General features: G+C 59.1%; 13 protein-coding genes and 1 tRNA gene. 8 read left to right on the top strand and 6 right to left on the bottom strand.

The features are described 5' to 3' along the window. Positions 1 to 212 precede the first annotated feature (212 nt). Genes EXN68_RS01050 through EXN68_RS01040 form a run of 3 tightly spaced genes read left to right on the top strand, consistent with a single transcriptional unit; the run spans position 213 to position 1,925 of the window. On the top strand, positions 213 to 1,226 hold the full coding sequence (locus tag EXN68_RS01050; protein WP_161991148.1) for an NAD(P)H-quinone oxidoreductase: 1,014 nt from the start codon (positions 213 to 215) through the stop codon (positions 1,224 to 1,226). A gap of 55 nt (positions 1,227 to 1,281) precedes the next feature. Continuing rightward, positions 1,282 to 1,563, top strand: a complete 282-nt coding sequence (locus tag EXN68_RS01045) for a toxin-antitoxin system TumE family protein (protein WP_142839292.1) — start codon at positions 1,282 to 1,284, stop codon at positions 1,561 to 1,563. Next, entirely contained in the window at positions 1,560 to 1,925 is a 366-nt protein-coding gene (locus EXN68_RS01040; RefSeq protein WP_142839291.1) for an HVO_A0114 family putative DNA-binding protein, read from the top strand. The genes EXN68_RS01045 and EXN68_RS01040 overlap by 4 nt, the downstream gene beginning before the upstream one ends. 694 nt (positions 1,926 to 2,619) lie before the next feature. On the opposite strand, the gene EXN68_RS01030 is transcribed toward EXN68_RS01040, so the two are convergent. From EXN68_RS01030 to EXN68_RS01010, 5 genes are all read right to left on the bottom strand, one after another. Further along, on the bottom strand, positions 2,620 to 3,660 hold the full coding sequence (locus EXN68_RS01030; protein ID WP_142839289.1) for a sulfate/molybdate ABC transporter ATP-binding protein: 1,041 nt from the start codon (positions 3,658 to 3,660) through the stop codon (positions 2,620 to 2,622). Between the two features lie 11 nt (positions 3,661 to 3,671). Then, complete coding sequence (gene cysW / locus EXN68_RS01025; protein ID WP_142839288.1) at positions 3,672 to 4,544, bottom strand: sulfate ABC transporter permease subunit CysW; 873 nt, start codon at positions 4,542 to 4,544, stop codon at positions 3,672 to 3,674. After that, positions 4,537 to 5,394: a sulfate ABC transporter permease subunit CysT gene (cysT, locus tag EXN68_RS01020; protein WP_010971172.1), complete on the bottom strand. Its 858-nt coding sequence runs from the start codon at positions 5,392 to 5,394 to the stop codon at positions 4,537 to 4,539. Before cysT ends, cysW begins: the two co-directional genes overlap by 8 nt. A 196-nt stretch (positions 5,395 to 5,590) precedes the next feature. Next, positions 5,591 to 6,616 (bottom strand): sulfate ABC transporter substrate-binding protein, encoded by a 1,026-nt coding sequence (locus tag EXN68_RS01015; RefSeq protein ID WP_142839287.1) that lies wholly within the window; start codon positions 6,614 to 6,616, stop codon positions 5,591 to 5,593. Between the two features lie 487 nt (positions 6,617 to 7,103). Beyond that, the gene (locus EXN68_RS01010; protein ID WP_003520468.1) at positions 7,104 to 7,544 is read right to left on the bottom strand and encodes an RrF2 family transcriptional regulator; all 441 of its coding nucleotides are present in this window, start codon (positions 7,542 to 7,544) and stop codon (positions 7,104 to 7,106) included. A 204-nt stretch (positions 7,545 to 7,748) separates the two neighbouring features. Here EXN68_RS01010 and EXN68_RS01005 point away from each other — a divergent pair, with 204 nt between their 5' ends. From EXN68_RS01005 to EXN68_RS00990, 4 genes are all read left to right on the top strand, one after another. After that, a complete protein-coding gene (locus EXN68_RS01005) occupies positions 7,749 to 8,531 on the top strand; it encodes a phosphoadenylyl-sulfate reductase (RefSeq protein WP_161991147.1) in 783 nt (260 codons plus the stop codon). Between the two features lie 28 nt (positions 8,532 to 8,559). Continuing rightward, positions 8,560 to 9,513, top strand: coding sequence for a sulfate adenylyltransferase subunit CysD (gene cysD / locus EXN68_RS01000; RefSeq protein WP_142839285.1), 954 nt, complete (start codon positions 8,560 to 8,562; stop codon positions 9,511 to 9,513). Continuing rightward, positions 9,513 to 10,994: a sulfate adenylyltransferase subunit CysN gene (gene cysN / locus EXN68_RS00995; RefSeq protein WP_142839284.1), complete on the top strand. Its 1,482-nt coding sequence runs from the start codon at positions 9,513 to 9,515 to the stop codon at positions 10,992 to 10,994. Before cysD ends, cysN begins: the two co-directional genes overlap by 1 nt. Before the next feature lie 487 nt (positions 10,995 to 11,481). Further along, complete coding sequence (locus EXN68_RS00990; protein ID WP_142839283.1) at positions 11,482 to 11,703, top strand: hypothetical protein; 222 nt, start codon at positions 11,482 to 11,484, stop codon at positions 11,701 to 11,703. Positions 11,704 to 11,965: 262 nt separating this feature from the next. Here the strand turns inward: EXN68_RS00990 and EXN68_RS00985 are convergent. Then, a tRNA-Pro gene (locus EXN68_RS00985) sits at positions 11,966 to 12,042 on the bottom strand. Between the two features lie 264 nt (positions 12,043 to 12,306). Between EXN68_RS00985 and EXN68_RS00980 the strand changes: the two genes are divergently transcribed. Next, the gene (locus EXN68_RS00980) at positions 12,307 to 12,726 is read left to right on the top strand and encodes a hypothetical protein (RefSeq protein ID WP_142839282.1); all 420 of its coding nucleotides are present in this window, start codon (positions 12,307 to 12,309) and stop codon (positions 12,724 to 12,726) included. The last annotated feature ends 197 nt before the right edge of the window (positions 12,727 to 12,923 follow it).

Genomic DNA, 12,923 nt, shown 5'->3' with positions numbered 1-12,923 from the left:
ACTTTTTATAAGGGCGAAACCTCGCCGCGCATGGTCTCCCTCCTTGTGGGGGAGATGCCCGGCAGGGCAGAGGGGGGTAAAGCCGCTCACTCCACGCCCATGCGAACCAACAACGCCCAACGTACCCCAGCGTCAAAGAGCCGCCTTCCCTAAAGGACGCATCCGGCCTACATTTTAAGGTAACGCCAATCCTCAGGGAGTTGCCCTCGCCCATGTCCGATCCCACGACCCTGCCCGAAACAATGCGCTTCATCGACCTTCCTTCCCATGGCGGCCCGGAGGTCATGCGGCTTTCGCAGATGGCTTTGCCGAAACCGGCCAAAGGCGAAATTCTGGTCAAGGTCGAGGCGGCGGGCGTCAACCGCCCCGATGTCGCGCAGAGACAGGGCATCTATCCGCCGCCCAAAGATGCAAGCCCGATCCTTGGCCTGGAAATTGCCGGTGAAGTGGTTGCGCTCGGCGAAGGTGTGACCGAATTCAAACCGGGCGATAAAATCTGCGCGCTCGCCAATGGCGGCGGCTATGCGGAATATTGCACCGTGCCGGCCGGGCAGGCGCTGCCCTTCCCCAAGGGTTATGATGCCATCAAAGCCGCAGCGCTGCCGGAAACCTTCTTTACGGTCTGGGCCAATCTCTTCCAGATGGCGGGCCTCACCGAAGGCGAAAGCGTGCTGATCCACGGCGGCACCAGCGGTATCGGCACAACAGCCATCCAGCTCGCCAAAGCCTTTGGTGCTGAGGTCTATGCGACGGCCGGCTCCGCGGAAAAATGCGACGCCTGCGTCAAGCTTGGCGCCAGACGGGCGATCAATTACCGCGAAGAGGATTTCGCCGCCGTCATCAAGGCCGAGACCGGCGGCAAGGGTGTGGATGTGGTTCTCGACATGATCGGTGCGGCCTATTTCGAAAAGAACATCGCCGCACTCGCCAGGGACGGCTGCCTCTCCATCATCGCCTTTCTGGGTGGCACGACGGCCGAGAAAGTCGATTTGCGCCCCATCATGGTCAAACGCCTCACCGTCACCGGCTCCACCATGCGGCCACGCACCGCCGACGAAAAACGCGCCATCCGCGACGACCTCACCGAACTGGTCTGGCCGCTCGTCGAAAGCGGCAAGGTCGCGCCGGTCATCAACCGGGTCTTTGCGCTGGATGAGGTCGTGGAAGCGCACCGGCTGATGGAAAGCAGCAATCATATCGGCAAGATCGTGATGCGAGTGTCTTGAACCACATGTGTTGTTTTCATTGACAACAAGCCTTCATGTTGTCATGAATAACAACATGAAGGCTGTTTTGCTCCAAAAGACGCGTAAAGTGATCGATGAAACGGCCTTCTTTGAGGTTGTCCTGTGGCATTTGCCTGAGCCTGTTCCCGGAAGTCTCCATCCGTTCAAATATCGGCTCGCGCTGGTGATCAAAGGGAGATGTGTTTTGCGTTATGACAATGAACGCGGCAAAGGCGATCATCGTCATATGGATGGACGTGAAGACGTAATCACATTCACCTCACTTGAAGCCCTGTTCGACGCTTTTGAAGCGGATATGGAAAGGATCTTGTCATGACAGCGCTTACTGTCCGTCTCAGCACGATCAAGGACATAAAGAGCCGCTTTGTTACCGCCGGAAATCTGGCGATGTCTGGAAAGCCGATGGAGGCGAAACCATCAGTCGAATTTTCCAGTTACGAGGATTTGCACCGCATTCTCGCGCCATTGCGCCTTGCCATCGTTAAGGCTCTCGCCGGACAGGGACCGCTTTCCATCCGGGAGGTTGCCCGTCGGGTCGGGCGGGACGTGCAGGCCGTTCATCGCGATGTGACGTCGCTCCTCCATGCCGGCATTATCGACCGGAACGAGACCGGCGTGGAGTTTCCCTATGACAGCATCCACTTCGAATTCGACGTGAAGGCTGCAGATGCGGCATAACTGTCCGGCGGCAGATTAAAGCAACACCTCTTGCATTACTCACGAATCGTACTACCTTCTAGTTATGTTCAACGTATCGGAAGGAGGTGATCCAATGTCTAGTGAGATTTCGGTCTCTGGTGCAGGCAATGGAAAGGGTGTGTTTTCGACGGGGCAACCCTCGTTGTAAACCTCTTCTGCCTTCGGAACGTTGAGAAACAGTCCCGGGTCTGTAAACATGACCAAACTCATGGAAGGGTCGCTTCAGCGGCCCTTTTCCGTTTCTGCATTTGTGGGGCCGGTACGTGTGCCTGGCTCACCTCCGTGTAGCTTCTCCCCCTATCTGTGTGCATCCCCTCCCTCATCTCTGTGCTTGTCACAGAGATCCAGCCAGACCAAGTCTTTGGGCTGGAGGAGTCTTTTTCGTCGCGCAGACGCGCGTCGGCTGGATTCCTGTGACAAGCACAGGAATGAGGGTGTGGGTAATTTGGCGCTATAAATTCGGCGTCTTGTGTTGCTGGTTACATCTTTCCCGTCATGCCGGTCCCCGGACCAAGCCCGAAGATGACCCGGCATCCAGCTGGCGCGCATCTGCGCGGCGGGGAGATTCCTTTCAGCCCAAGGATTTGGGCTGGCTGGATACCGGCTCGAGGCCGGTATGACGGGGAACTGAGGGCGACTGCAGAACCAACGCCGCCAATCGCGCCGCTTCTGCCTACTTCTTCCCAAACACCTTCCACCGCGTCGGGCGGAAGCGCAGTTCCGCGCCAACAGCCACGGCGGCGTTGAGCGGCACTTCGATTTCGAGGTGATAGGGCTCGTGGCCGTTATTGGCGATGTCGATTTCGGCGATACGGGTGCCGGCAAGGCGGCGACAGGTGGTGACCTTGCCGTAAAGCGCGTCCTTCTCATCCGTCAACACCACATCTTCCGGCCGGAAGAACAGCTCGCCCTCGCCCGTGCCGCTCTCATCGATGCCGATGCTTTCGCCCTGGAACAGCACATGGCCATCGCGGATCGTCACCGGCAGGCTGGAGGATTCGCCGATGAAGGAGAAGACGAAAGGAGAATTCGGTGTGTCATAGACGTCATCGGCCGTGCCGACCTGTTCGATCTTGCCCTGGCTCATGACGACGACGCGGTCGGCCAGTTCCAGTGCCTCTTCCTGATCGTGGGTGACGAAAACGGTGGTGTGGCCGGTGCGGTCGTGGAATTCGCGCAGCCAGCGGCGCAGCTCCTTGCGCACCTTGGCATCGAGCGCGCCGAAGGGTTCATCGAGAAGCAGGACCTTCGGCTCGATGGCGACAGCGCGGGCCAGCGCCACGCGCTGGCGCTGGCCGCCGGAAAGCTGGGTTGGATAGCGCTTTTCAAGACCGGAGAGATGCACCATGTCGAGAAGTTCGGATACGCGTTTGCGGATCTCGACTTTCGGCGGGCGGTTGGCGGAGGGGCGCACCTTGAGGCCGAAGGCGATATTGTCGGCCACCGTCATATGGCGGAACAGCGCATAGTGCTGGAACACGAAACCGACGTTGCGCTCCTGCACCGTGCGGTGCGACGCATCCTCATCGCCGAAAAAGATTTGACCCTGCGTCGGCTGTTCGAGGCCGGCGATCAGACGCAGCAACGTCGTCTTGCCGGAGCCGGAAGGACCGAGCAGCGCGATCAACTCACCGGAACGAATGTCGAGCGACACGTCGTTCAGCGCCGGAAACCGATCGAACTGCTTGGTGATGCCGGAAACTTTCACTTCCATGAAGATGCCTTTCAATGCTTGCCGGCTGCGTTGCCCGCGCCAAAGCGTATTTCGAGAATGGTTTTGAGAACGAGCGTCACCAGTGCCAGACCGGCCAGCAGCGTCGCCACAGCGAAGGCCGCGCCGATATTGTACTCATTATAGAGTATCTCCACATGCAGCGGCATGGTGTTGGTCTCACCGCGAATATGGCCTGACACGACGGAAACGGCGCCGAATTCCCCCATGGCGCGGGCGTTGCAGAGCAGCACGCCGTAAAGCAGGCCCCATTTGATATTCGGCAGCGTGACATACCAGAAGGTCTGCCAGCCGGAAGCGCCAAGCGAAATCGCCGCCTCCTCATCGCCATTGCCCTGATCCTGCATCAGCGGGATCAACTCGCGCGCGACGAAGGGAAAGGTGACGAAGATGGTGGCGAGCACGATGCCCGGCACCGCAAACAGGATTTCGATGCCGTAACTCTTCAGCCATGGGCCAAGCACGCTGTGGGCGGAAAACAGGATGACATAGACCAGACCTGAAATAACCGGCGAAATCGAAAATGGCAGGTCGATCAGCGTGATCAGGAACGCCTTGCCCTTGAATTCGAACTTGGCGATCGCCCAGGCGGCGGCAACCCCGAAGACCACGTTGAGCGGCACCGAAATAGCGGCGACAAGCAGCGTGAGGCGAATGGCCGACAGCGCATCAGGCTCGACGACGGCTTCCCAGAAGGCTTCCCCGCCTTTGCGGAAGGCTTCGAAGAACACCGAGACAAGCGGCAGCACGAGGAAGGCTGCAAGGAACAGGAAGGCGACAGTTATCAGCGCCAGCCGGGCGGGAAGGCTCTCGCTGGCGGGATCGCGAAACGGCCGGGGCGAGGTGCGGGAAGCGGTCTCAGACATAACCGTACCTCTTGCGGCTCCAGGCCTGAATGAGATTGATGAGGAACAGCATGGCGAAGGAGATGATCAGCATGATGGTGGCGATGCCGGTCGCGGCCGCATAGTTGAACTCCTCCAGCCTGATGACGATGAGGAGCGGCGCGATTTCCGAGACATACGGAATATTGCCGGCGATGAAGATGACCGAGCCATATTCGCCGACGCCGCGCGCGAAGGCGAGCGCAAAACCGGTGAGGATGGCGGGCGTGAGGCTTGGCAGCAGAACGCGGGTGATGGTCTGGAAGCGGTTGGCGCCGAGCGTTGCCGCCACTTCTTCCACCTGACGGTCGATCTCCTCCATGACCGGCTGCACCGTGCGCACCACGAAGGGCAGGCCGATGAAGATAAGCGCGATGACGATGCCGGTCGGCGTGAACGCGATCTTGATGCCGAAGGGTTCGAACAGCGAGCCGACCCAGCCGCGATTGGCATAAAGCGTGGTGAGCGCAATACCGGCCACCGCCGTTGGCAGGGCAAAGGGCAGATCGACGATGGCATCCACGAAGCGGCGACCGGGAAACCGGTAACGCGTCAGCACCCAGGCGACGATGACGCCGAAAACGGCGTTGACCAAAGCGGCGATGAAGGCGGTGCCGAAGCTGACGCGCAGCGCATTCAGCGTGCGGCTATCGGTGGCAATCGCGATAAAATCTGCAAAACCAAGTTTCGCCGTGGACCAGACGAGGCCGCCGAGCGGAATAAGAATGATGAGAAACAGATAGGTGACGGTGTAGCCAAACGTCAGGCCGAAGCCGGGTATGACGCTCGACTGCCGCCATTTCCACCTGTTTCCGGATGTATTATTGCTCATCAAGGCTCCGGATAATCTTTGTTTTTGTACATTTCCAGGACAGGAAACCGGGGTCCGCTTTTCCTGGAAATGCCCTCTGGGAGCCGGCGTTCCCCGGCGTTTATTATAAAGTATCGACCGGCACGGCGTCCGGTCGATCAGGCTCTTATTGTCTTGTCCCTGCGGACGGGTGATCGCGTTTCACCCCATCATCCGCTTACTTTGCGGGCTTGTAAATCTGGTCGAAGATGCCGCCATCGCCAAAATGTTCCGGCTGCGCCTTGGCCCAACCACCGAAGATCGGATCATCGATGGTGACGAGCTTGATATCGGGCAGCTGCTTCAGCAGGTCCTTGGAGACCACGGCGGGATTGGACGGACGGTAGAAGTGCTTGGCCGCAATATTCTGTCCTTCGTCGGAATAGAGATATTGCAGATAGGCTTCCGCCGCCTTGCGGGTGCCCTTGGCGTCGACATTGGCGTCAACCACGGCAACCGGCGGTTCGGCAAGGATCGAGATCGGCGGCACGACGATATCGAAGGCATCAGCGCCGAATTCCTGGCCAGCGAGATAGGCTTCGTTTTCCCAGGCCAGCAGCACGTCGCCGATCTGGCGCTGTGCGAAAGTGACCGTGGAGCCGCGGGCGCCGGTATCGAGAACCGGGGCGCGCTTGTAGAGATCGCCGACATAGGCCTTGATCTTTTCCTGATCGCCCTTGAATTCTTCATTGGCCCAGGCCCAGGCAGCAAGATAGTTCCAGCGTGCGCCGCCCGAAGTCTTGGGGTTCGGCGTGACGATCTGGATATCGCCCTTCACCAGATCACCCCAATTATGGATGCCCTTCGGGTTGCCCTTGCGCACCAGGAAAACGATGGTGGAGGTGTAAGGCGAGGAATTATGCGGCAGGCGGGTGCGCCAGTCCTTGTTGATCTTGCCGGAATTTTGAACGATGGCGTCGATGTCGCTCTGCAGCGCCAGCGTCACCACATCCGCCTCCAGACCGTCGATGACCGAGCGCGCCTGCTTGCCGGAGCCGCCATGCGACTGCTGGATCGTGACATCCTCACCGGTATCGGCCTTCCACTTCTTGGCGAAGGCCTCGTTGAAATCCTTGTAGAGCTCACGGGTCGGATCGTAGGACACGTTGAGCAGCTTGGTCTGCGCGGCGGCCGAGCCAGCGCCGCCAAGTGCCAGTGAAAGGCCAAGCGCGACAACGCTCAAACCGGACAGAAGCTTGGACATCGGTATTCCCTCCTGATTGCGATGGCTTAACTCTACCGGTTGAGTAGAGTTGGTCAATGAGGCCGAATACGATCGAAAAAGTGTTTCCCGAGAGCGTTTTCCCGGGCAACAAATACAGCGCAGCATAAGCGAAAGGCGCAACAAGCGTCGTGTAAAACTTTGCTGAATGCAAAACCGTTTCACATTTTTGCCGATTTTTTGCCGCGATGGCGAAAAATATTATGGGGTTTTAGACGATTTTTTCGTTTGGGGGACGCAGGAGGGCGACAGCTAAGGGCTCTGCCGCCTGTTTCGTTGTTTGAGCATCCACCACTGCGAAACTCGTGTCACAAGTTGCAAGACCATGTGCCGACAGGCCGGTATCCCTCTCCCCCGGTCATCCTCGGGCGTGACCCGAGGATCCACAACCCAGCCTGACCATGGATCCTCGGGTCAAGCCCGAGGATGACGATGGAGGTCGTGGGTGGAGGTCGTGGATGGTGTGGTGCTAGGCCGTCAAAAGCTCGGGCACTTCGACACCCGCCACCGCATCGGCGATGGTGGTGTTGAAAAGGATGTTGCGCGTCGCGTCGGCCACGCGGGCAAAGACGTGGCGGATTTCGCACTGCTTTTCGCCATCGCAATCCTCGCAGCGGCGATAGGCGGTCTGCGACAGGCAGGGCAAGGGGGCAAGCGGCCCGTCGATGAGGCGCAGCACCTCGCCGAAGGTGATGTCTGCGGCCGGGCGCGCCAGAAGATAACCGCCCTGCTTGCCACGCCGGCTTTCGACGAGACGTTCCTTCTTCATTTCGAGAAGGATCTGTTCCAGAAACTTTTTCGGGATGGCCTGTTCACGGGCAATGTCGGAAATCTGCACAGGACAGGCGCCGTCGGCCTTAGCCAGCGAAAGGAGCGCCCTCAGCGCATATTTTGCCTTCTGCGAAATCATTGTAAAACCAGTAGACCACAAGCCCGGAAACCCGGCAATTCCGGCTTAGCGTAGAAGTTGTCACAATTCAAATCCAAGCTGCGAAGAAGGTGAACGGGTATCTTTTGCTCATACCCTGCACGCGTGAGGCATTTTTGCTCTGAAGTGCAGCGCACAAAGACTGTCATTTCTGTTCGCAGGGCCGAATTTCCACAATAATCGGCCATGGAAATCCCGGACGTGACAATGACGATCAATTTAGCAAATGCCTTAGCCGATACCGCCTCTCTCGATGCCACGCTTGCCGGGCTCGATCTGGCGGGTCGGCTTTCGTTTATCGCCGGTCTTGGCGGGCGCGCCGTCTTCACCACCAGCCTCGGCATCGAGGATCAGGTCATCACGGCTGCCATCGGCACGCATCGCCTGCCGATCGATGTAGTGACGCTGGAGACCGGTCGGCTGTTTAAGGAAACCGTCGATCTCATCGATGAAACCGAAGAGCGTTTCGGCATCGAAATCCGCCGCTTCCGGCCGGAACAGGACGATATCGACGCCTATGCCGAAAAATACGGTCTGAACGGTTTTTACGAAAGCGTCGAAGCCCGTCACGCCTGCTGTCATGTCAGAAAGCTGATCCCGCTCGGCAAGGCGCTTGATGGCGCTGCCTTCTGGATCACCGGCCTTCGTCGCGGCCAGTCCGGCAATCGCGCCACGACGCCGTTCGCCGAATTTGATGCGGATCGCAATCTCATTAAGATCAATCCTTTGGCTGACTGGGATATCGACCTTATTCGCGCGCATGTCGCCAAGGAAAACATCCCCGTCAACCCGTTGCATCAGCGCGGTTACCCCTCCATCGGCTGTGAGCCGTGTACGCGCGCCATCAAGCCCGGCGAGCCTGAGCGCGCCGGACGATGGTGGTGGGAAAACGACGAGAAGCGCGAATGCGGTCTTCACGTCGCCGGTGCGGAGCAAACATCCGCCATTTCCGCCATCCCGCAACGATAATCATTCAGTACATCTCCCGGAGTTCACAATGTCCAACGCAGTCCACGAGACGGACAGCAAGAATACTGTCGCATCCAAGCCGCCGCTCGATCCCCATCTGAAGGCGCTTGAAAACGAAGCTATTCATATTTTCCGCGAAGTCGCCGCCGAATTCGATAACCCTGTGATGCTCTATTCCATCGGCAAGGATTCGTCCGTGCTGCTGCACCTGGCGCGCAAGGCGTTTTTCCCGGGTCGCATTCCCTTCCCGCTGCTGCACGTCAATACCGGCTGGAAGTTCAAGGAAATGATCGAATTCCGCGACAATATCGTCAAGGAATACGATCTCGACCTGATCTCCCACACCAATCCGCGCGGTGCGACGGAGAACGTCACGCCTTTCTCGCATGGATCGGCGCTTTACACCGACATCATGAAGACCGAAGCGCTGCGTCAAGCGCTGGATGCCGGCCAGTTCGATGCCGCCTTCGGCGGCGCACGGCGCGACGAAGAGGCGAGCCGCGCCAAGGAGCGCATCTACTCCTTCCGCACGCCCGATCATAAATGGGACCCGCGCAACCAGCGCCCGGAACTGTGGAACATCTATAACGGCATGGTTCGCAAGGGCGAAAGCGTGCGTGCCTTCCCGCTGTCCAACTGGACCGAGGTCGACATCTGGCGTTACATCGAGGCGGAAAACATTCCGCTGGTGCCGCTCTATTACGCCGCCGAGCGCCCCTATATCGAGCGTGACGGCATGATGATCCTTGCCGAAGACGAGCGGCTGGAACTGCTGCCCGGCGAAGAGATCAAGCATGGCTCGATCCGCTTCCGGACGCTCGGCTGCTTCCCGCTTACCGGCGCCATCCGTTCCGAGGCGGCGACGCTTCAGGACGTGATCGCCGAACTGGAAATCGCCACCGTTTCCGAACGGCAGGGCCGCGCGATTGACCGCGACCAGTCCGGCTCGATGGAGAAAAAGAAACGCGAGGGGTATTTCTGATGAGTGCCACCGCCATCAATCCCCCCTCTTCCGCCACCATTCTGCCGTTTGCCGAACATTCGAAGGCAACGCGCGATACGCGTCCGCTGCGCCTCATCACCTGCGGCAGCGTCGATGACGGCAAATCGACCCTGATCGGCCGTCTTCTCTGGGACACCAAGGCCGTCAAGGAAGACCAGGCCGCCACCCTGCATCGCGACAGCGGCAAGCAGAACGATCTCGGCCTGCCCGATTTCGCGCTGCTGCTGGACGGTTTGCAGGCCGAGCGCGAACAGGGCATCACCATCGATGTCGCCTATCGTTATTTCGCCACCGACCGGCGCGCCTTCATCGTCGCCGACACCCCCGGCCATGAACAATATACCCGCAATATGGCGACCGGCGCTTCGACGGCCGATCTGGCCGTGCTGCTCGTCGATGCGCGCACCGGCATTCTCGAACAGACCCGCCGTCACGCCACCATCGCGGCGCTGATGGGCATCCGGCAATTCGTGCTGGCGATCAACAAGATCGACCTGACGAATTACGACAAGGCCGGTTTCGAACTGATCGCCCACGAATTCCGCGAATTCGCCTCCAATCTCGGCATCAAGCAGATTACCGCCATTCCGATGTCGGCGCTGAAGGGCGAAAATGTCGTGCTATCAGGCAAGGCCTCCATGCCATGGTATGAAGGCCCGACGCTGGTGGAAACGCTGGAGCTTGCCACTGTGCGCTCCGCGCAGTCCGGCGGCTTCCGCCTGCCCGTACAGCGCGTCTCGCGGCCGGGTGAGAGCTTCCGCGGTTATCAGGGCACGGTTGCCGGCGGTTCGGTGAAACCGGGTGACAGCGTCGTGGTTTTGCCCTCTGGCATGGTCGCCAATGTCAAGCAGATCGTCACTTTCGATCTGGTGCGCAACGCTGCCGTCGCCGGTGATGCCGTCACCCTCGTGCTTGACCGTCAGGTGGACGTATCGCGCGGCGACATGATCGTCTCGATTGAGGCGCAACCGCAGACGGGCCTTGCCTTCGATGCGCAGATCGTGGCCCTGCAGCCCGGCGGCATCGAGGCCGGCAAGCGCTATTGGCTGAAAAGCGGCAGCCGCCGCCAGCGCGTCAGCGTGCAGCCGATCAGCCAGCTGAACCTGAAGGAAGGCGAATGGCAGGCGCATGAGACCTCGCTGCCTATGAACGCCATCGGCAAGGTGCGCCTCTCTTTCGACGAGACGGCGATTTTCGATGCCTATGAGCAGAACCGGGCGACCGGCTCCTTCATCCTGATCGACCCCGACACCAACAACACGGTTGCAGGCGGCATGATCGCCGGTAAACGCAGCGTTGGTGCGACGGAGGAAAAGGGCGACCGGGTCATTCTCTCGCTGCCCGCCGATCTTGCGGAAAAGCTGCTGGCGAGCGAATTGCTGGCCAGACACCGCGACGAGATCGACATTCGCCGCACCGATGTGGCGACGGCCTCAAGGCTGATCGGCGATCTGGACTGAGAAAATTTCCGATACAAACAAAAAGGCGACCGCAGTGCGGTCGCCTTTTTCGTTGCGGGCCGTTGGTGTGAGGCGCCGCTTAAAACACGAACATATAAAGCAGAATGATCACGAAGATCGGAACACCCATAGCCCACAATGCAATACCCTTCAGCATATTATCCTCCATCGTTGTTGTGAATGGATAACGGCTGAAGTGCTTTTGCGTTCCCTGCGGCTGAGCCGACATTGGCTTCCTCGCAGTTGATAACGTCAAAAGCATCAGGTCTGCGAAGGCGGGAGAAACCGAGAAGATGGCTCGCCACGGCACCCCGCCACATCGGCGCTGGATCCTGCGCCATCACCCATCGCGCACCCACGGACCTTATCCTCAGGCAAACCCGTGGAACCGCGTTCAGGCCCGGTTAATGGCCGACACGTCACTCTCTCAACCATGGAACTACGAACTCCAGCGCGCGTTTGGGTTCGTCATTGGGAGATGAAGATCATGAAAATTTTAACCGCAGCGATCTGTCTGGTTTCGGTTGGCATCCTGAGCGGCTGTGTTGACGACAGAGGATACCGGAGCGGCGGATATTATACGACCGGCGTGTATTACCGCACCTATGACCGCGATCGCCACTACCGCGACTATGATCGTCGTGACTGGCGCGACCGGAGGGATTGGCGTGATCGTCGCGACTGGCGTGGTGACCACCGCTACCGCTGATAATGGTCGATTGGATTAGGCCTACTGCCTCTTACCGGCGTCCGGCCGTTGTTTGCCTTTCTCATTCTCGCACTGACGAGAATGAGAAATGCTCGTGCAATTGCTAATCGAGGGCACAAGCGGGCGGCGATGCCGGGCAGTCGGTGACTGAATACCAAACGGCCGGGGTCTCAAACGTCGGTTCGACACGAGACTTTGCATCAGGGATTTTAAGGAAATATCGGGAAGAGTTGCAAGCCATCGTAAATACAAGGCTTTCAGCTGGTCGGAGTGAGAGGATTCGAACCTCCGACCCCCACGTCCCGAACGTGGTGCGCTACCAGACTGCGCTACACTCCGTGACCAGCGGCGCTTCTATAGACCAGCCTCCGGCATTCGACAAGCGGCTTATTGCATTTTTTATGACAAGTTTCCTCCCCGCAGTGAGGCAGCCTCGCCGACCGCTTGCGGCAAAGGGTGCAGGGCTGAAAAACGTTACAAAAAAGCAATTGTGGCAGGAAATTTTCGTCAAGCCGCATACCTCCCCTGCCGGCCGCCGCCAAATCTGCTAGGGGAACGGAATGACCGGCGGGATGCCGGACACGGCACAAAGGACATTTCACCATGCTATTTCGCAGCGTAACGCTCGCAGGGCTCGCCATTGCGCTCTCCGCCTGCACGACATCGGAAGGCTCCGTGCCTTCCTTCACCCAGAAGAGCCCCGTGGAAACACGCTGGGTCGGTCAGTCGGCAGGCATTTTCTTCGCGAAATTCGGCCCGCCGCTGAGCGACACGGAATCCGGCAGCTCCACCGTCTATAACTGGCGCGGCGGTTACAAGAAGGCCACCATTCCGGCCAAGTTCGAAGAAGGCAAGGACGGCAAGAAGGGTCGCCAGATTTCGCCCGCCCGCACCGCCTCGCTCTCCTGCACGGTGCAGCTGGTCGTTTCCAGCAATTATACGATCACCTCGGTGCGCACGGTCTCCGACCGCCCCGGCGTCAACGGCCCCAGCTACTGCGCGGAATTCCTCGCCGCAAACTAAGATTTCGGCCCGAAACCGAACGAACGAGGCCCGCCCGCAACGGCGGGCCTTTTCACTTTTTCGGGATTATTGTCATTTTCCTGAAAAAACTTTTGCCTAAAATCACGTGGCCCGTTCCATTGCACCCCGCAGGCACTGGATTGTGGGCCGTTTCGCGATATTTGGCCCAGAGACCGCTTTCAACCGTTTGAAAGACC

Source organism: Martinezella rhizogenes, from assembly GCF_007002745.1.
In the GTDB taxonomy this organism is placed as follows: domain Bacteria; phylum Pseudomonadota; class Alphaproteobacteria; order Rhizobiales; family Rhizobiaceae; genus Agrobacterium; species Agrobacterium cucumeris.
The sequence above is the reverse complement of the archived record's forward strand: the minus strand, read 5'-3'. Positions and strand labels throughout refer to the sequence as shown.

Excerpts from the sequence above, each read along its gene's own strand:
- EXN68_RS01050 (WP_161991148.1), top strand. The coding sequence starts at position 213 with ATGTCCGATCCCACGACCCTGCCCGAAACAATGCGCTTCATCGACCTT.
- EXN68_RS01045 (WP_142839292.1), top strand. The coding sequence starts at position 1,282 with ATGAAGGCTGTTTTGCTCCAAAAGACGCGTAAAGTGATCGATGAAACG.
- EXN68_RS01040 (WP_142839291.1), top strand. The coding sequence starts at position 1,560 with ATGACAGCGCTTACTGTCCGTCTCAGCACGATCAAGGACATAAAGAGC.
- EXN68_RS01030 (WP_142839289.1), bottom strand. The coding sequence starts at position 3,660 with ATGGAAGTGAAAGTTTCCGGCATCACCAAGCAGTTCGATCGGTTTCCG.
- cysW (WP_142839288.1), bottom strand. The coding sequence starts at position 4,544 with ATGTCTGAGACCGCTTCCCGCACCTCGCCCCGGCCGTTTCGCGATCCC.
- cysT (WP_010971172.1), bottom strand. The coding sequence starts at position 5,394 with ATGAGCAATAATACATCCGGAAACAGGTGGAAATGGCGGCAGTCGAGC.
- EXN68_RS01015 (WP_142839287.1), bottom strand. The coding sequence starts at position 6,616 with ATGTCCAAGCTTCTGTCCGGTTTGAGCGTTGTCGCGCTTGGCCTTTCA.
- EXN68_RS01010 (WP_003520468.1), bottom strand. The coding sequence starts at position 7,544 with ATGATTTCGCAGAAGGCAAAATATGCGCTGAGGGCGCTCCTTTCGCTG.
- EXN68_RS01005 (WP_161991147.1), top strand. The coding sequence starts at position 7,749 with ATGGAAATCCCGGACGTGACAATGACGATCAATTTAGCAAATGCCTTA.
- cysD (WP_142839285.1), top strand. The coding sequence starts at position 8,560 with ATGTCCAACGCAGTCCACGAGACGGACAGCAAGAATACTGTCGCATCC.
- cysN (WP_142839284.1), top strand. The coding sequence starts at position 9,513 with ATGAGTGCCACCGCCATCAATCCCCCCTCTTCCGCCACCATTCTGCCG.
- EXN68_RS00990 (WP_142839283.1), top strand. The coding sequence starts at position 11,482 with ATGAAAATTTTAACCGCAGCGATCTGTCTGGTTTCGGTTGGCATCCTG.
- EXN68_RS00980 (WP_142839282.1), top strand. The coding sequence starts at position 12,307 with ATGCTATTTCGCAGCGTAACGCTCGCAGGGCTCGCCATTGCGCTCTCC.